This window comes from Prosthecobacter sp., from assembly GCF_044232965.1.
Lineage (GTDB): Bacteria > Verrucomicrobiota > Verrucomicrobiia > Verrucomicrobiales > Verrucomicrobiaceae > Prosthecobacter.
The window spans coordinates 61,831-79,807 of the sequence record NZ_JBIIKX010000014.1 but is presented as its reverse complement, the minus strand read 5'-3'; the positions used below and the strand labels follow the sequence as shown (position 1 = coordinate 79,807).

Genomic DNA, 17,977 nt, shown 5'->3' with positions numbered 1-17,977 from the left:
TCAGCGGCAGTGAGGCTGATGGCAAGTTGATCTTCCTGAGGAACCCAGTTGCGGTGCAACGAGGCAACTTTACGCGAAGACTTCCATCACCGGCTTGCCTTTGTCTCCCACGGTGAAGGGGCGGTTGCTGGGGGACATGACGACTTCATCGACGGGCAGGCCGAGGCTCCAGCCGATGGTGCTGAGGAAATCCTGTGGGCTGACTTGTTTGTCGGCCACGGCCATGCCTTCCTTGTCGCTGGAGCCGTAGATGAAGCCGCCTTTGATGCCGCCGCCGGCGAGCAGAGTGGAGAAGACTTTCGGGTGATGATCGCGGCCGGCGTTGCCATTGATTTTGGGACCACGGCCGAATTCGGAGCAAAGGACGACGAGGGTCGTTTCGAGCAGACCGCGCGCTTGCAAATCTTCGAGCAGGGCGGCGAGCGCCACGTCGAGTTCGGCACCGTGCTCTTCGAGTTCTTCGTCAATGTTGTTGTGCATGTCCCAGCCGCCTTTGGCGACCTCGATGTAACGAATGCCCTTTTCGACAAGACGGCGTGCGAGCAGGCAGCCCTGGCCAAACTTGTTACGGCCGTATTTTTCCTTCAAGGCGTCCGGTTCGTCATCGAGACGGAAGGCCTCAAGATCGGTGCTGGACATGATGCTGACCGTCTTGTCATAGAACTGGGTGTAGCTTTTCACCTCGGCGGTTTTGAAACGCTCACGGAAGCCAGCGTCGAGCTGGTCGAGAAGCACCAGACGCTTGATCATGTTTTCGGGGCTGGCATCGCTGCTGGCGTATTGCAGGCCGACATCGGGGTCGAGAATGGGCAGCGGCGCGAAGCTGGAGGGGAAGAAGCCGTTGCCGTTTTGAGGCTGGCGATTGATGCAGACATTCGAGGGCAGTGTCTTGTGGCTCTCGCCTTTGAAATGCTGCGCCCAGGCACCGATGTTGGGGTGCTTGATGGTGCCACGCTCTTCATAACCACTGCGGATCATGTATTGACCTGCCGCATGCACGCCGGTCTTGGAGCTCATGCTGCGGATGATGCTGATCTTGTCGGCCTGCTTGGCGAGATTTTCCATCGTGCCGCCAAGCTGGAAGCCAGCATTGGTTTTGATCGGTGCTTTCGGCCCCTGTGTCGGCCCGTCCTTGGGATCGAGTGTGTCGATGTGCGTCATGCCACCGATCATCTGCAAAAAGATGATGTTCTTGGCCTTGCCGAAGCCTGGGCCGGTGGAGGGAGTGGCCGTGGCTGCTGTTTCAGCCGCGAGCATGCTGTCTGCCGTGCCGTGCAACACGGTGACACCGAGCGCGGTTTTGGCCCAGCGTTCGCAAAAAGCGCGGCGGGAGACGGAATCGAGTTTGTTTTGGAGATTCATGGCGTTGCTGATTCGAAGGCGGCTGGGTTATTCCACAAAGACAAACTCACGGGTGTTGAATAGCACCCAGGTCAGATCGCGCATGCCGAGGCCATTGCCGAGGGCGGCGACGGCGGTGCCCAGCTCATCGGCGTGAGGTTTGCGGCTGAAGAAGCTGAGGTAGATGCTTTCGACCTGCTGCTCGGGTGTGCTTTGCGCGGCGGCGGTTTTGACCACGAGAGAATCCTCCTGGCCGATGACCTTCTGCGCCTCGCCATTCATGAGCATGAGCACCTGCGGGATGCTGCCCTCCTCGGTGTTGCTGTCGGCGATCTGGCGGTCGCTCTGGCCGAACATGCGGAGGAAATGCTGGTCACGCTCTGGTTGGTTGAGCTCAGAGGCACGGGCGAGCACGAGGCCGTTGCGCGTTGGAGGGCTGATGGTGAGGTCTTCCTGCTCGTTCATCGTCTCCTGCCTCATCATGCGCTTTTTCTTTTTGGCGTTGTTCTTGGGATTGCCGCCTTTGCCAGCGTACTGGCGCATGCCGGAGATGGCGTTTTCGATCTGCGTCTTGATGGTTTCAGGGGAGGCATCCTGGCCGAACTCAATATTCATGACCTTGGCGTAGTCAGTGCCGCGGTGGGATTTGTATTTGTCCACATCCGCGCCGACAACGAGGGTGGCGCAGGAGTCCCAGGCCTGCTCGGCGGACATGCGGCGAAGGATCGGGCCGGGGAAGAGGTAGGGCGTGTTGTCGCTGAGTTCGCGGCTGGTGGCCTCGCGCTGGTACGTCTGTGTGTTATAAAGCAGGCGCATGAACTGCTTGAGGTCGAATTTCACGCGCACCATTTCAGCGGCAAGGTGGCGTAGCAGCGCGGGATTCGCGGCGGCTTCAGGATCGTCCAGGTCGGTGACAGGTTCACGGACGCCGACACCGAAGGCGCGCTTCCAGAGACGATTCGCGATGGTCATGGCGAAGCGCGGGTTGTCTGGCGAGGTCATCCATTTGGCAAACTGTGCGCGCAGGTCTTCCTCGCTTTTGGTTTGCACGCCCTGGTAGGCTTTCTTCGTTTTGTCGTCGCTCCAGGTGATAAGTTTTGGGGCAATGTGCTCGCCGGGTTTGGCGTCCGGGTATTTGTAATCGTCTGGCAGCTTGAGGTCGTTGGCACCAGTATCTTCCACTGCCATGCCATTCACGCGCAGGACGTTTTTGGCCTGCTGCTGGAGACGTTTGTCATCCAGGGATGCCACGGCCTTGCGCATCATCGCCGCGTTCTCGCTTTTGCCGGTGCGTTTCGCCCCGAGGGTTTCCGTGGCCCCAAAGAAGGAGGCCATTTCATAGAACTGACGCTGCGTCCAGTCAGCGAAGGGATGGTCGTGGCATTGGGCGCAGGAGACGTTCGCGCCGATGAATGTGCTGAGCGTGAGGCTCAGGTTGTCCAGCCGCATGCCTGCATCGCGCAGGAGGTAGCCGGTGGCACCATTTTCCAGCAGCTTGCCATCAGCCGTCATCATGGAATACACGATCTTGTCCCAGGGCACGTTGTCGCCGATCTGCCGCTTCAGCCAATCCTGGTAGGTGTGGTAGCGCACCTTGTTGGCGGAGTCAGCCATGCGCATCATGTCGGCAAAGTAGTTGAACAGGTGGCTGTTATAGCCATCCGAGTTCAGCAGCTTGTCGATGACCTTGGCGCGCTTGGAGAGGCTGGTGTCGTTGATGAACTCCAGGGCTTCCTCGCGGGTGGGGATGCGCCCGGCGATGTCGAGATAAACGCGGCGGACGAACTGCTCGTCGGAGGCGAGTGGATTGGACTTCTGCCCGGCTTTCTTCAATCCACCATCGACCAGCATGTCGATGCGTGCGGCGGCTTGGGCGAGGTTCGGATCGGCAGGAATGCCGAGGCCTTCGGGCTTGAGTGTTTTCGCGGCCTGCTGGTCGGCTGCGGAGAGTTTGTCGAGTGGAAGACGATAGACATAACCGTTGCGGACTTGGAGGAAGACCTGGCCGTTTTCGATGCCGCGGAAGGTTGCCTCAAGTTTGCGGCCTTGGGCATCGGTCCAGGTTCGATAGACCTCATTTTCGGCCAGCAGGCTGGTGGCTAGCAAGGTGCAGGCAAGGGGCAGAAGAAAGCGCGTTTTCATAAGCAGATCGTCCGGTGTTCCGGTCGGATGCGCGTTGAAACGACGAGGGGCTGGGGAAGTTTCGGATATCTTCTCAACTCGCCCAAATTCAACTGTGTCTGACGAAATTAGCTTTGGGGCAAACGCCGTGCTAATGGACATGGCCCTTGAAACATGGCTGAATGCACTGAATTTCTGCCAATAATTGTGGTTGTTCTTACGGCCGGTAGGGTGATATGAGTTAACTTGGTCAATTTTTTTTATGAATTCCAATTCCTCTCACTCAGGCAATGAGTGCTCACTTGATCCCTCGTTTGGCTGGAATATCGGCACTATTATGGGGGTCGTGCGGCAGCGTTTGCTTTGGCTGATTTTGTTTGCCTTGGTTGCAGTGGCCCTAGGGGGGGGCTACCTCATTCTGACACCGGTGGTGTATGAAGCACGGACAGTTGTGCAGGTGGAGCAGACGGCACAGTCCGTGGTGGGCGTTCAGGATGCGGTGCGGGAAGACCTGAAGACAGTGGAAATCCTCAAAACGATTGAGCAAAATCTCTCAAGCAGCGCACTGCTGTTGCGTGTGGCCAAGACATCCAAGCTGGAACAAGACCCGCGTTTCACGAGTGAAAAAGAGGGTTTGGTGTCAAAGTTGCTGGGTTTGATCAAGAAAACTACCAAGGAGCCACTGACTGAGGCGGCGCTGCTTCGAACCATGAGTGATCGGGTCAAGGTCGCGCTGCGACGGGGCACGAGACTCATAGACGTGACCGTGAGCGGGCAGAATGCAGAACTGGCGCGTGATTTGAGCCTGGCGGTTGTGGAAGAATACACAAAGCTGCATATGGAGCAAAAACTCGCGGCTTCAAAGCCAGTCTATGGACATCTGGTGAGTGAAGCCGAGCGTCTAAAAAGACAGCTCGATGCTTCCGAGCAAAAGCTTCAGTCTTATCGCGAGGACAAGCGCGCGGTTTCGCTCGAGCAAACGCAAAACATCGTCGTGGAGACCTTGAAAGAATTGAACAAGAGCTTAAGCGAAGCTCGCGGCGCACGAATGAAAATCGAGTCCGATGTGGCGACACTGCAAGGCCGCCCGAATGATGTTTCGATTTACACTGGCAACGCTGCCACGTCTGATGTGCTGGCACTCAAGCAGCGTATTGCCGAGCAAGAGGCGGCGCTTGCCAGCCTGGCAGAGCGCTATGACTCCAAGAACCCCAAATATCTGCAGGCGCAGAGCGAGATTGAAAAGCTCAAGCTGTCGTTGACCAAGGCTACTAAGGAGGCCGCCGAGATGGTGAAGGCCTCTCTATCCGCCGCCAGGGAAACCGAGCAAAAACTTCTCGTTGCCCTCCAAGAACAGGAAAAGCAGGCGCTCGACCTCAACAAGATCTCAATCCAATACAATGCGTTGAACCGCGAGGTGGAATCTGATCGCGTGATGCATGAGGCGGTTCTGAAGCAGCTCAAGGAGACTCAGATTGTGCAAGGCGTTGAGCAGGGGGCGATTCGCGTTGTCGAGCCGGCCATAGTGACGGACCGCCCGGTGAGTCCGAAAAAAAGCATGGTTCTGGCCATTGCGTTGTTTCTAGGGGTGGCAGGTGGCACAGTTTTCTGCGTGGGCCCGGCTGTGTTGAAAGCCCCGTTTATGAATGTGGATGATGCGGAGCAGCAACTCGGCATTCCATCCGTGGGGCTGATTCCCAAAGTCCGCGTCGGGAGCGGCCAACATGGCATTTATCTCGTGGACAATCCCCGCACATTGGCTGCTGAGGCGCTGCGTTCGTTGCGCGCGGCGCTGTGTTTGAGCGAAGGACGAACTTTCATGTTTTGCAGCGCGCTGCCGGGAGATGGAAAAACATTTTGTGCGGTGAATTTTGCCGCCGCGCTCGCGCTGGAGGGACACCGCACGCTGCTGATCGACGCGGATTTGCGTCTGCCGAGCATTGCCGGGCAACTGTTTGGCAAGGAACTGCCTGGCCTCGCAGACGTGGTCAAAGGCAAAATGACATTGAGCGAGGCTGTGCTTCCCGCAAAAATCGACAATCTCTTCGTTCTGACAGCTGGTTCGGCCATCGCAGGGCCGGCTGAGTTGCTGGCCTCGCCAAACCTCACTGCAATGATGGAGTCCGCGCTGGCTTCATATGATCGCGTGGTCATCGACAGCGCGCCCGTTCTGGCTGTCAGTGACGCCTTGCGCTTAAGCGCTCAAGTTCAGCACACGGTGCTGGTGCTTCGTGCCGCCAAAACTCCGGGACGCGCGGTGGCCAGGGCGTTGCATCTGCTTGCCAAGGCAAAAGGCAGCCCCCCCGTTGGCTTTGTGCTCAATCAGGTGACGAGCGGCCCGGTGGGCTACGGCAGCTACGGCTCCTACACATGAGCAAGTTCATGCAGATCATCCGCCAGCGTCTGGTGCAGAATGCGCTGGCTCTCTATGGCGTGACCATCGCCAATGCGTTGCTGCCGCTGGTGCTCATCCCGTATCTCGCCCGGGTGTTAAGGCCGGAGGCCTGGGGCGTGGTGCTCTTTGCACAGACGGCGGCCATCTGGCTCGGCTTGCTTGTCGAGTACGGCTTTGCCTATTCCGCCACGCGTGAAGTCGCTCGGCACATGGACCAGCCAGAAAAGCTGCGCCAGATCGTGGCGGAGGTCATGGGTGGCAAATTGCTGCTCTGCGTGATCGCGGCGGCCATCTCGGTGATTTTGTGGCTGGTGATTCCTGAGTTTCGCGCAAGCCCGCTGTTGCTCATTGGGGCTCTATGGATCGCAGTGGCTCAGGGGTTGAGCCCGCTGTGGTATTTTCAAGGCATCGAGCGCATGCGCTTGCCAGCGGTGCTGGATGTGCTGTTTCGGCTGCTCTTCGTCGTCAGCGTGTTTCTTTGGATCAAATCACCCGATGATGCCGCTTCGGTGCTTATCTTTCAGGCTGCGAGCATCACGCTCTCACTTCTCATTTCATTGCGATTGATGTATCGCCAAGTCAGTGCCGGTCTGTGCTCGCTGACACGCGCATGGGCCACGTTGAAGGATGCGTGGCATTTCTTCCTTTTCGTCGCCGTCGTGAATGTGTATGCGAAAGCCAACAGCTTCATTCTAGGCCTCATGGCGACTCCGGCATTGGTCAGCTTCTATGGCGGGCCTGAGCGGCTGATGCGCGGCATCCTGAGCCTCACTGGCCCGGTCAATCAGGTGCTGTATCCGCGGCTTACGCATTTGGTGAAGCATGATTACCCTGCTGCGCGAAAAACGGTGCGTCGTGGCACGGTGATGGTCGCGCTGATCGGCATGTGCCTCGGTTTGAGCCTCACGCTGGCCGCGCCCAGCTTTGTGGATTTGCTGTTTGGCAAGGGCTACGAGGCCGCGGTGCCGGTATTGCGCGTGTTGGGGCTCGTGTGCCCGTTTTCAGCCGTGAATAGCGTCCTGGGCATCCGCTGGATGTTTCCACTTGGCATGGAGCGCACCTATAACCGCATCGTCATGTGGGGCGCGGTGATGGATGTGGCATTGGTGCTCCTTTTCATTCCGATTCACGGCGCCCTCGGTGCCGCATGGGCCGTGCTGACGACGGAGGTCTTCATCACGGCAACCGTCTTTGTGCTGCTCTGGCGCGCCAAGCTCAATCCCTTTCAGCAAGCATCCCTGCGAGCTGTGGAGGTGCCCAAATGAAGGCGCGGGCGACACGCGCTGCGATCTGGTGGCTGAATCCGTTTTGGATCCTCGTCATTCCGCTCGTGCTCGTTGCCTGCGTGACGTGGCTGATTCCAGAGGCCGATTACCAGCTCTACTGGCGACTGCCAAAATTTTTCACGGGTGAAGACCTGGCACTGTGCCTGTGGGTGGCGTTCGCGTTTTCGATCGGCTGTCTCCTGGCTGTTTTTTTGGATCGTGGACTGGTGCGGCCATCAAGTGCGGAAACATTGGCCGCCCCGAGCTGGACCATGCTGACGCGGCTCTTCTACTGCGGCCTCGTCGTCACCGTCTTTGCCTACATGGTGTGGTTTGGCGCGATTTTGAAGCAAACAGGGCTCGGCATCATTCCAGCGGTTCTACGGGGTGATTCGGGAGCCATTTATGAACTGATCCGGCTGCGCAAAGACGCGGCGATCACGGGCATCACCAGCCTAACTCAGGTCGGCATTGGTGTCGGACTCGCGGGCGTGTTTCTCGGCTGCCAGCTCGGCTGGAAGAAGGTGCGCTGGCCATTGGGGCTGCTGTTCTTCCTCACCCTCATGCGCGCCGTCTTTTTGGCCGAACGTCTGGCGCTGATCGAGCTCATGCTGCCAGGCGTGGTGCTGTGGTTTCAGCTTCGTGGCCTGCGGGCAGGATTTGCGCGTCATCTCGTGAATTTTGCGCCGCTCATCGGCGTGGTCGGCCTGTACTCGCTGTTCACCTTCAGCGAATACTTTCGCTCCTGGGGCTACTACTCGGAGCAGGGTGAAACCTCGCTGCTGTGGTTCACGCTCGTAAGATTGTCCGGCTACTACGTCACCTCGATGAACAATGGCGCGCTGCTCTGGCATGAACTCGGCAACCTTGGCTTTCCCTACACCACCCTAGACTGGATTTGGAAGTTTCCCGTCATCGGCGGCATGGTGCGCGACTCGCTAGGCGGCAGTGATGCGCCCGCCGCACTTGTCAGCGTCATCGTCCTGCAGGACAGCAATCCTGAGTTTAATAATCCCACGGGTATCTTCTCCACTTTCACCGACTACGGAGTCGCCGGCGGCCTCGTGTTCTGGGTTTTCTATGGCTGCATGCTCATGTTGTTCTACCGCGCCTTCCAGCGTGGTTCCATCGCGGGCCTCATGCTCTATCCCTTCGCCTTCATGGCGCTCACGGATCAAATCCGTCTATTTTACCTCACCAGCGGGCGAACGTTTGCAGCGTGGGCATTTTTGTTCGCGGTGATCTTTGTGATTCGTCGTGAGATCAAGGGGGCGAGGCTGCGGAAGAAGCCTTTGCCCACGGCACCTCGGTGAAGTTCTTGGCAGCTTCGGCGGAGTAGATTTCGGAGGCGAGGGTTGGTTTCGCCTCACCTCGAAAGAGCTCGTTGATGACTTCATCGACGCGTGCTGGATCGGTGAGATTGGCCGGGATTCGCAGTGAGGCGGGCTGGCCGATGTCGTCGAGGTAGTCGGTGCATTTGCGATGGTACTCGGCGAGGGCGAAGGGGACGTGTGTGAGATAGGCCGTGATGCCCGCGTGCAGGCGGACGCAAAGGACGGCGGCGCAGGAGGCGAGGCCGTGCCAGGTGCCGATGAGGTTATTCTGGCAGGAGATGATCTCGGACTCCGTGCCGCGCTCACGGAGGTAAGCCTGGAGTTGCCGTGAGAGTGCCATGTCGCCCCAGCGCGGGTTCGTGTTGAGGCAAAAGATTCGCACGAGCGTGCCTTCTCGCTTGGCGTGACGGCTAATGCCTTCAAAGAGCGCCTCATTGCGGCGCTGCTCCTGAGCAGCGTCGCCGCCAGTGTAGGATTCGTAATTGCAGACGGAGACGCCGAGCGTTTTGGTGGCTTTCTGCTTCTGGTCGTTTGCTGGTAGCAGCAAAGGCAGCGCGCCGACGAGATCACGCGCAAAAAGCGGCGTGAGCGGCACTTTCATCTCTTCGAGCAGTGCGATGGATTGTTTGTCACGTACGGAGATGAAGGTGAAGCGGCGCAGGAAGCGTGCGGCTTCTTCTTGATCAGCGGCATCCGCAAAGGGGCCGATGGAGACACCGATGGCGGCGAATTTCGTCCACGAACGTTCAGCAGCGATGCGCTGAATCTTTTTCAGGATGCTGCTGTAGGAAAGCGTGGACCCACCGGCATAGACGATGAGGTCGCGGGTCAGAAGAGCGGCCGCGAGGTAGGCGAGGCGGCTCATTTTCCCGCCGAAATGAGGCGCGGTGTAAAGTGCGGGCGGGAACCATGCAGGCACGCGGAATTTGGCATCGATGCCATGCACGGGTGAGCCGAGAATGTCGAGCGGATGGTCCGGCCACCAGCGTCGTGCGCCCAGGACGCTGGCGAGGTTGAACAATTCATCCCCGTAGTTGGAGAAGCCGTAGTAGCCGTTGAGGGTGATCTTCATAAAAATTCAGGCAGCGAACGAAACACGCCAACGATGCGGCCAAGGATGGTTTGCAGGTAATAGCGGCTCTTGGAGAATTTGAACTGCGCGGCGAAGATGAGAACCGCGGCGCAGGCGCGTGCCTGGAAGTTTAAAAAACGGATCAGCGCGCTCAGTTGGCGGAGTTTGAGCAGATGCTTGACCGTGAGGCGGCCAAAACCACGACCGTAGCTGAAGGCGCGGGCAAATTCTTTGGCGTCGTAGCGCCCGACCTTCTGCGCGTGGTAAAAAAGCAGCGCAGGATCATAGTGGAGCTGCTTTTTCATGTAGAGCGCTCGCAGCACAAAGTCGGAACCTTCTTCCGCGCCAAAGTAGGTGCCAACGCCGAGTTTTTCATCGAGCCCGCCGACATCAAGCCATGCCTGGCGCTTGAGAAACATGGTGAACTCAACGGTGGTGCTGAAAACATTGCCAGCAGTGACTGGCTGTGCCTGCTCGGAGAAGCGAGTGACGGAGCGCGTGAGTGTTTCGCGATCAACCGCGCGGCCAAAAAGCATGTCGAGATCGGGCTTGGCTGCGAAACGGTCGGAGACTTGCTGGAGCAGGTCTGGAGTGAGTTCGCAGTCGTCGTCGGGGAAATTCAGGATTTCGCCGGTGGCGAATTGGAATCCGTAGTTGCGGGCGTGGGCCACTCCAGCGGGTTTGATCTTTTCATGCCGCAAGGGAAAGGCAGTTTTGAACTCCTCACAGAGCGCATCAAGCAGCGGGCCGTCGTTTTGGTCGATGACGATGACTTCGAGGTCTTGCAGCGTGCTTTGCTGAATGGAGACGAAGAGCCGCCGCATGTCGTCGAGGCGGTTGAGCGTGGGGACGATGAGGCTGAAGCGCGGGTTCATGGCAGTCTAGGTGCTGGCTCGGCCATTTTCTCACGGACGTAGTTTTGCATGGCGGCGATAAAGACCGGTTCAGCAAAGCGCTCGGCATGCCGGCGGATTAAGTCGGGGTCCCAGGTGATGGACTCCAGCCGCTCGACACAGGCGGTGATGCCTTCAGGCGAGGGATCGGTGAACAGCGTGCCGGTTTGACCATCAATGACGGTTTCGAGTGCGCCGCCGTCACCAAAGGCCAGCACGGGTTTCCCCGCAGCCTGGGCTTCGAGTGGGGTGATGCCGAAATCTTCCGAGCCGGGCAAAACAAACGCGCGACAGTTCTCGATGAGCGAAATGGCATCTGCATCGGATACGCGGCCTTTGAAGACGATATTTGGAGCGCCCCCAGCCAGTTCCTCCAATCGTCCGCGATCAGGACCACCGCCAGCAATGACGAGGCGTCGGCCATTTTTCAAAAACGCGGCCACAGCGCGGTCAATGCCCTTGTAGGACACCAAACGCGACAAAATGAGGTAGGAGCCATCATGCTGCGGAGTGACGCGAAACTTATGCACTTCCACAGGGGGATAGATGACCACGGAATCACGGCCGTAGAACTCGCGGATGCGGTTTTGGACGTTTTTAGAGTTGGCGATGAAGTGGTGCGTCTTTTTCGAGCACGCGAGGTCGCTCGGTCTCAGCCACAGCACAAAAAGTCGTGCGACGGCCTTCAGCAGGCCGCTTTTGACCTCGTTTTTGAGGTAGTGGTCGGTTTGCCAAAAAAAGCGCGGCGGCGTGTGGCAGTAGCCAAAGACGCGTGTGCGCGGCGTGAAGCGCAACCACTTGGAAAACCCGCTGCTGCTGACCACGGCGGCATCCGCGTCGAGAAGGCCAAAGGATTTGAAGGCGAAGGGGTAGATGGGGAAGAGCTTCTTGTGATGCTTATTGATCCCCGGCATCTGCTGCATCCATGAGTTGTGAATCTCCGCGTCCTTGAAGTCCGGCAGCAAATGCGCGTTATCGGTGGCACTGACGTAGATCGGTGCGGCTGGCCACGCGCGATGCATGGAGGCGAAGAGCCGTTCAGCACCTCCCATCTGGATCAAGTAATCGTGGGCGAGGATGATGTTAGCTTCGGACATGGCATGCTTGGTTGAAGTGGCGGTAGGCAGGCCGACTCATCCTCGTGACGCCACGGCGCGGGATAAGGTCTTGAGAAGGGTTTCGGCGGAGGCGGACCATGAGAAGTGGCGTGTGCGCTCTTTGCCCCGTGAGACCAGGTCGCGGCGAAGGACGGGGTCTGCGCGAAGGCGCTGGATGGCAGAGACCAAGGTCGCGGGGTCGGCAGGGTCACAGTACAAAACAGCGTCGCCACAGATCTCAGGCATGACGCTGGTGTTCGAGACGATGGCCGGGCAGCCGAGGGCCATGGCCTCGACCGGCGGCAGGCCGAAGCCTTCATAGAAGGAGGGAAACAGCAGGCAGAAGGCGCGTGAGTAGAGGGCGTAGAGCTCGGCATCGCTGACGTGACCGACGTGTTTGACACGTGTTTCGTCAATGCCACTGCCGCCGAAGACGCGGGCATATTTTTGACCAGCGATGACACAGGGGGGCGCATCGGGGCCGAGGAGTTCCAGGGCGCGCAGGACGCTGGCGAAGTTTTTGTTCGGGTTGACGCTGGAGACCGCGAGGAGATAAGGCGTGTCGGCGATTTGATGCTTGGCGAAGACGCCGAGATCAGGCGGTGTGCGCGTGGCGTGTTCAACGCCGAGCCAGGCTGGCGTGATGCGTCCGGGATTGAGGCCGACGCGCTTCACCAGTTCATCGCACGAGTATTGGGAGTTTGTCAGAATCGCGGAGGACATGTGGCCGGCGACGCTGAACAGCAGACGGTACCAGAGACGGAATTTCCAGGTGAAGTTCTGTGGAATGGCGAAGGTCTGGGCATCGTGGAGGTAAAGAACATGCCGTCGCTTGAGCATGGGGCCGGTGTTGCAGAGGGAGATGAGCCAGTCCCCGCGAGTGGCGGCGAGGAGACTGGTTTGCTCCCACAAATGACCACCGCCAGCGCCTTGCCGATGCAGGCGGAGGTTTGGCCAGGGTGATTCTGCGTTGCTGCTGGCAGGCGCGATGAGGCGAAAATTCAGGCACCTGCCTTCGGCGGTCGTGACGGAGCCGTTTTCGTCGAGTTTTTCGCACAATGCCGTGATCAACTCACGAGCGACGCGCTCGACGCCGGAGACGGGGCGCGGCAGGAAGCGTGCGTTGATCCAGACAGCGGTTTCCATGCTGGTGCGGGCAGATAATTAGTTAACAAGCGGGTTGGGCAGGTTTTTCTCGATAAAATCAATGATCTGGTCCGCCGTGGCCGGCTTGGGCAGGAAGGGGTAACCGCTGATGATGCCGCCGTGGGAGCTGAGTTCGGTGCGGCTGACGGTGGCCGTGTGAAAGACGACGGCGATGTGTTTAAGCCGCTGGTCGTTCTTCAACCGGAACAGGATATCGGCTCCGTCGAGATCCGGCATCATGACATCCAGCATGATGAGGTCGGGAACGAATTCTTTGATGATGTCGAGCGCTTTGAGAGAGTTGTTTTCTTCGCGCACCTCATATTCGTCCGTGTCTTCAAGGTTCATGCGCAACAAGCTGGTAAGGAAAGGCTCGTCATCGACGAGCAGGATGCGTTTTTTGCGAGTGGTTGGGGAGTTCATGATTGATTGTGTCCTCAGACGGGCTGGGTGCCGGCTGTTTTCAGGGTCAGTTCGGCCAACACACCGCCTTCAGGGCGGTTGGTGATAGCGATACGACCATTATGCAGTTGGATGATCTTTTTGATGGTGGCAAGTCCCAGGCCGGCGCCATGACCGGCGGGCTTGGTGGTAAAAAACAGCTCGTAGATGTGACTCAATTTGTCTGGCGGTATGCCGTGGCCTGTGTCGGCGATCTCAATGATGACCGCGACGTCACCCGCACGGAACCAGCCTTCACGCTGCCATTCGGCGCGCTCGCTGCTAGTGAAGGAATGAACACGAGTTTTGATGGTGAGATCCCCTCCGTTCGGCATGGCATCAATGGCATTGGTCAGGAGGTGGTGAATGGCCGACACCATGCGGGAGCGGTCTGCGAAGATTGCGGGCATGCCGACCGACATGTCATTGTGAAAATGCACCGGGGCATCCGCGCGCAGGCGAGTCTTGGCAAGACGCAGTGCCTCCTCAACAATGTCATTGGCATCATGCGCCGCGAGAGACAACTCTCTGGGGGCGCAGGCAGCCAGCGCCGAGGTGATCACTTCCTCAATACGGCCTGCCCCGCTGCGTAGATAGCCGACGATATTAGCCCTAGCCTCCTCGGTGAGGGGCTTGGGCCTGGCCAGAAAGTCAGCGGCGAGGTAAATGAGGCTCAGTGGGTTACGCACTTCGTGGGAGATGCTGGAGGCGAGACGCGCCAGCGACTCTGTCCGCGCCATGCTGATAATTTCCGCATGTTTCGCCTTGCTCGCGGCGGTTTCGTCATTCGTCTCCTGTGCGCGCCAGAGCAGGGCGTAGTGGAGTGCGTTTTGCAGAGTGGTGGGTGAAAGCTCACTTCGAAAGATGGCTTCGCTGGCTCCGGCGGCGCGGGCTTGGTCGAGCAAATCGCCATCGTCATCTGGCGCAATAAAAATAACCGGCACATCGAGTCCTTGCTCACAGACAGAGTTGATGAGTGCGATGCCTTCGGCTCCCTCGGCGATGGCAGCGGCGACGGAGCCGCCTTCGAGCTTGCGCAGGGCCTCATCAAGCCGTGTGGCAGAGATGAACTCGGCATCAGGCTTGGCCGCGCGAAGCAGATGGCGGATGAATTCGCCACGAGTTTCATCAGGCACCAGGAGCAGCAGGCAAGGAGCTTTGGGGCTATTCATGTGTATTATTTTAAGGATGATGATGTCCCGGCTTCAAGAACAGGTTTTTTTTCCAAATCAGCGGGCGCATGGAATTGGACGCCCGTGGCCAACGCGAGCACGCCACCGTTCCCCGCCACCATGCCTGACAAACGCACGCCGGGTCCGACATAGGTCCTGCTAAGAATGTAGGACTCCTCCATGTGAGAGCCCTCTGTGATGACACAGTTTTCGCCCACGACGGTGTTTGGCCCCAGAGTGGCTCCGCTGATGGTCGAACCTGAGCCCACCCAGCAGGGTGGGAAAAACTTCGTGTCTTTAGAAATGCTGCAATGATGGCCGATGAAGACTCCGGGTGAGATTTGCGATTCCAGTTCCGGTGACTGGCTGCCGTTGGCTGCAAGATCCGCAAGCCAATGGCGCACCATGGAAAACCAAGTCCGTGTCGGAGCCTGTCTTGGTATGTAAGGAGTGATCTGAGGTCCGCGTCGAATGATGATGCAGCCCTTGCTGTCGAGGAATGTGCAAGCTTCTGGGCGCGAGTTCGGAGTGCCATTAAAAACCTGCGCCCGTCGGTTCAGCGGAAAAGTTTCGCAGACAAACGAGTACAGCATGTCGTCAGGTTCCTCCAGCCAGATACGCAGCGTGGCGTTGCTGCGAAAGAGAGTGTCCATCCAGTGCTCAATGACACGGCGCGGTCCGATTTCCCAGAGAAGGAAGGGGCGGTCATCCACCCAGAGGGCGGCTTGGTTGGGGATAACGGCATCGCAGACCATGAGCTTTGGGAGGTAGGAAATTAATTGCCGCCACGGTTTTTCAGCGCCACCGGCACTGTTTTCAGCAGGATGGTCAAATCGAGCCACAGACTTTGCCGGGCGGCGTATTGCAAGTCCAAACCGATGGCTTGGTCGTGCGTGAGGCTTTTTCGGTCACTGATTTGCCACAAACCGGTGAGGCCGGGTTTGATTTTGTGCCGCAGCATGTCACGCGGTGTAAAATCGGCCACTTCCCAGGCCGCGAGCGGCCGCGGACCGACCAAACTCATCTCGCCGCTGATAATATGAAAAAGCTGAGGCAGCTCATCAATCGAGTAACGCCGCATGAAGCTTCCAAAGGGCAAAATGCGCGGGTCACGGTGGTATTTGTCTGAAGGTGTGAGCTTTTGCAGGGTGTGCCGCAGTTTGAGCACGGAGGCGTCCTCCGGCCTGTCAAAACTTCCCTGTGTGGCCAGAATCTTGTGCTCCTCGATCTTTGCCGCGATTGCCTCCGCATCCCGCCGCATGCTGCGAAATTTCAGCATCTTGAACAGCCTGCCATCTTTTCCGACGCGCGATCCTCTGAAAAAGATCGGACGCCCATCCATGATCCAGATGGCCAGAGCGGCCGCAATGAGAACAGGAGAGAGCACCAACACCATGGTGATGCCGCAGGTCAGATCCAGCAGCCGCTTCACGCCACGCCGTGTGCCATGGCGCAAGTGGTGCCGCAGCCGTGTGCATTTGCCTGAAATCCGCTGGCGCATGCTTGGAATGGAAGGGTTCATCATCTCAGGAGTCGTCATTGGAAGGATTTTAGAAGAACTTGGTGACCTGGATGCCGACTTGGGAGCGGTCGGCAGCCTCGAAATTGCCGTGGCGCTTGCGCTGCCTCCATTGAACATACAACTCGACGTTCAGCCGACTTGCTGCGCGGTCAGGACTTTCGCGGTAGCCTAGCAACAGCCGCGTCACCGGCTCCGATTCACGTCTCCCGCTGTCATAGTTGCGGCGCACATACTGCAGGTCGCCACTCAAATACCATTGGGAGCTGAGATCATGCATCATCTCCGCCCCGAGCCGGTATTCACGAAACAACGCCCCCTGCTGAACGATGGAAGGCTCATTGCCCACTCGTAACCGAGTGCTGATGCGGGTCTTTTCCGTTGCGAGCCACTGAAGCGCCACCGCGCCCACGGGAGTGAGTTGCATCGTTTTCGGCGTTCCTCCATTAAAGTCACGCCATTCCAGGCCGGCTCTCGCTGACATGTTGAGCTTGGCAGTCGGCTTCCAGCGGCCGAGCAGCAGTGCCTGTTGATAGTTTTGCGAGCCCAAACCAGCGCGCTCAAACTGGATGAGCCCGAGTTCTGTGCCTAGGCCAATCGTAATCTTTGCCGTGGCAGCCCATTCAAGCGCCTCCTCACCAATCCAGATCAAGCGATTCGCGAGCCCGTCCTCTACCGTGATGTCACGATAGGTCAGCTTTGAGCGCAGCATGGTTTTCGGGGTGAAATGATACTCCAACAGGCCCGACGCCTCTAGCAGCGTGTAAGTGTCCTCCAGCGACGTGTCATCCGAGGAGGACAAGATGCGCTCGTCATAGTCCAGTCTTAGTGAAATGCGTGTGATGTCCGTCAAACGTCCGATTTCTCCAAAAAAGTGCTGTAGAACTTTCTGTTCACCGTCCTCCAAAAGGTGCCTCACTGTCGGCACATAGAGAATGCCGGTGTAATAGCTGGAAAGACGGCTCGAACTCATCGCGCCTTCTTGCGGATCACCAATGTCCAGCCGGATGATCGGTGTGAGTTCGAAGACCGTCGCACCGACAGCGCCCGAATTGGCGGTGTACTTAATGTTGTCCGTGTAAAAGAGCTCCGACTGCAAACCCACGCTCAACTGTGCAGAAACATCACTCGCAATTCCCCAGGTCATGGGTTGTGAGCCGGAGGTTGAAGCCAGGCTGCTCCAGCGCCTGCGTTGTGTGGTCAGACCGATGTCTGCTTCACCTTGACGCCTTGTGCTGACAGGACGGGACACCGACATGCCAGCCATGGCGGAGAGCGTTTCACCATTGGGCGAACGATGCAGCGACGGCGACAAGCCGGACTCATAGCCGCTGGGGGGAGGCAGCAGTAGCAACGACGCCGGGTCTGCCGCCATTCCCGGCGCGTACAGCGCCAGGATGCAGAAAGTCAGACACGAGCACGATGCATTCATTCGTATTTCATACTGTGTCAGCACTTGGAGGGTCAAGACTTTCGTCTGTTTTTCCTCCGCAGACTTACTAACCGCCTTTCGGTTTGCACCGCATGCGAGTCACGGCTATCACATCCACCATGAACAGAACGGCCTGTATTATGCTCCCCTGTCTGGCAATCTGCCTCGCTCAGTGCTCATCCGGCCCGCTTACCAGCGGCCCCCTGCCGCCGCCGCCTGCCGCCACCGCTGCCAGTGGGGCCATTCGGCCTGGTGATGTGCTGACCATCAGCTTCGCGGGAGAGGCGGATCTCACTCAACAGACGCGCGTGGACTGGAATGGCATGATCAATCTGCCCATCCTTGCCGCCGAGGGCGGGGCCGAGATCAAAGCCGCAGGTCTTTCCCCGGCCGCGCTCGCCAGCCGGATCAGTGCCCTGGCGAAGCAAAATAAAATGCTCGTTGATGCCCGTGCCCAGGTGCTTGTCACGGAATTTGCCGGACAGGCCTATGCCGTTCTTGGGCAGGTGACTCAGCCTGGGCGCTACACCTTTCAGCGTGGCCTGCCGCCGCGACTGCCGATTGAAGAAGCCATCGCTCTCGCGGGTGGCTATACGCGCCTGGCACGACAGTCTCAGGTATTGGTGAAGCGTGGCAGCCATGTTTATGTGGTCGATTTGGAAAAACTCGCCTCCCAGCCTGGTCACCCTCCCGCCATCATCATTCCGGGTGATGTGATCACCGTTAACGAGCGGAGGTTCTGATTCCCT

At 58.5% G+C, this 17,977-nt stretch carries 15 protein-coding genes; 4 read left to right on the top strand and 11 right to left on the bottom strand.

Annotation, left to right across the window (positions count from 1 at the left end):
• Positions 1 to 69: 69 nt before the first annotated feature.
• Positions 70 to 1,362, bottom strand: a complete 1,293-nt coding sequence (locus ACILSI_RS08480; RefSeq protein ID WP_395721432.1) for a DUF1501 domain-containing protein — start codon at positions 1,360 to 1,362, stop codon at positions 70 to 72.
• A 27-nt stretch (positions 1,363 to 1,389) separates the two neighbouring features.
• Positions 1,390 to 3,483 (bottom strand): DUF1549 domain-containing protein, encoded by a 2,094-nt coding sequence (locus ACILSI_RS08475; protein WP_395721431.1) that lies wholly within the window; start codon positions 3,481 to 3,483, stop codon positions 1,390 to 1,392.
• 241 nt (positions 3,484 to 3,724) lie between these two features.
• Here ACILSI_RS08475 and ACILSI_RS08470 point away from each other — a divergent pair, with 241 nt between their 5' ends.
• From ACILSI_RS08470 to ACILSI_RS08460, 3 genes are read left to right on the top strand one after another with little or no spacing between them, the layout of a single operon-like run.
• Positions 3,725 to 5,836, top strand: a complete 2,112-nt coding sequence (locus ACILSI_RS08470) for a GumC family protein (RefSeq protein ID WP_395721430.1) — start codon at positions 3,725 to 3,727, stop codon at positions 5,834 to 5,836.
• An 8-nt stretch (positions 5,837 to 5,844) separates the two neighbouring features.
• A complete protein-coding gene (locus ACILSI_RS08465; RefSeq protein ID WP_395721429.1) occupies positions 5,845 to 7,122 on the top strand; it encodes a flippase in 1,278 nt (425 codons plus the stop codon).
• Positions 7,119 to 8,435 (top strand): O-antigen polymerase, encoded by a 1,317-nt coding sequence (locus tag ACILSI_RS08460; RefSeq protein ID WP_395721428.1) that lies wholly within the window; start codon positions 7,119 to 7,121, stop codon positions 8,433 to 8,435. Before ACILSI_RS08465 ends, ACILSI_RS08460 begins: the two co-directional genes overlap by 4 nt.
• Here ACILSI_RS08460 and ACILSI_RS08455 read toward each other — a convergent pair.
• Genes ACILSI_RS08455 through ACILSI_RS08415 form a run of 9 tightly spaced genes read right to left on the bottom strand, consistent with a single transcriptional unit; the run spans position 8,386 to position 17,264 of the window.
• Entirely contained in the window at positions 8,386 to 9,528 is a 1,143-nt protein-coding gene (locus tag ACILSI_RS08455) for a polysaccharide pyruvyl transferase family protein (protein WP_395721427.1), read from the bottom strand. The genes ACILSI_RS08460 and ACILSI_RS08455 overlap by 50 nt on opposite strands.
• Positions 9,525 to 10,403, bottom strand: coding sequence for a glycosyltransferase family 2 protein (locus tag ACILSI_RS08450; RefSeq protein WP_395721426.1), 879 nt, complete (start codon positions 10,401 to 10,403; stop codon positions 9,525 to 9,527). Before ACILSI_RS08450 ends, ACILSI_RS08455 begins: the two co-directional genes overlap by 4 nt.
• On the bottom strand, positions 10,400 to 11,518 hold the full coding sequence (locus ACILSI_RS08445; protein WP_395721425.1) for a glycosyltransferase: 1,119 nt from the start codon (positions 11,516 to 11,518) through the stop codon (positions 10,400 to 10,402). The genes ACILSI_RS08450 and ACILSI_RS08445 overlap by 4 nt, the downstream gene beginning before the upstream one ends.
• A 36-nt stretch (positions 11,519 to 11,554) precedes the next feature.
• Complete coding sequence (locus ACILSI_RS08440) at positions 11,555 to 12,664, bottom strand: glycosyltransferase family 4 protein (RefSeq protein WP_395721424.1); 1,110 nt, start codon at positions 12,662 to 12,664, stop codon at positions 11,555 to 11,557.
• 18 nt (positions 12,665 to 12,682) lie between these two features.
• The gene (locus ACILSI_RS08435) at positions 12,683 to 13,087 is read right to left on the bottom strand and encodes a response regulator (RefSeq protein WP_395721423.1); all 405 of its coding nucleotides are present in this window, start codon (positions 13,085 to 13,087) and stop codon (positions 12,683 to 12,685) included.
• A 14-nt stretch (positions 13,088 to 13,101) separates the two neighbouring features.
• Positions 13,102 to 14,277: a sensor histidine kinase gene (locus ACILSI_RS08430; protein WP_395721422.1), complete on the bottom strand. Its 1,176-nt coding sequence runs from the start codon at positions 14,275 to 14,277 to the stop codon at positions 13,102 to 13,104.
• 5 nt (positions 14,278 to 14,282) lie between these two features.
• A complete protein-coding gene (locus tag ACILSI_RS08425; RefSeq protein ID WP_395721421.1) occupies positions 14,283 to 15,119 on the bottom strand; it encodes a hypothetical protein in 837 nt (278 codons plus the stop codon).
• A complete protein-coding gene (locus tag ACILSI_RS08420; protein ID WP_395721420.1) occupies positions 15,053 to 15,802 on the bottom strand; it encodes a sugar transferase in 750 nt (249 codons plus the stop codon). The genes ACILSI_RS08425 and ACILSI_RS08420 overlap by 67 nt, the downstream gene beginning before the upstream one ends.
• A gap of 25 nt (positions 15,803 to 15,827) precedes the next feature.
• The gene (locus ACILSI_RS08415) at positions 15,828 to 17,264 is read right to left on the bottom strand and encodes a hypothetical protein (RefSeq protein WP_395721419.1); all 1,437 of its coding nucleotides are present in this window, start codon (positions 17,262 to 17,264) and stop codon (positions 15,828 to 15,830) included.
• Between the two features lie 104 nt (positions 17,265 to 17,368).
• On the opposite strand from ACILSI_RS08415, the gene ACILSI_RS08410 reads away from it, so the two are divergent.
• Entirely contained in the window at positions 17,369 to 17,971 is a 603-nt protein-coding gene (locus ACILSI_RS08410; RefSeq protein ID WP_395721418.1) for a polysaccharide biosynthesis/export family protein, read from the top strand.
• Positions 17,972 to 17,977: the final 6 nt, after the last annotated feature.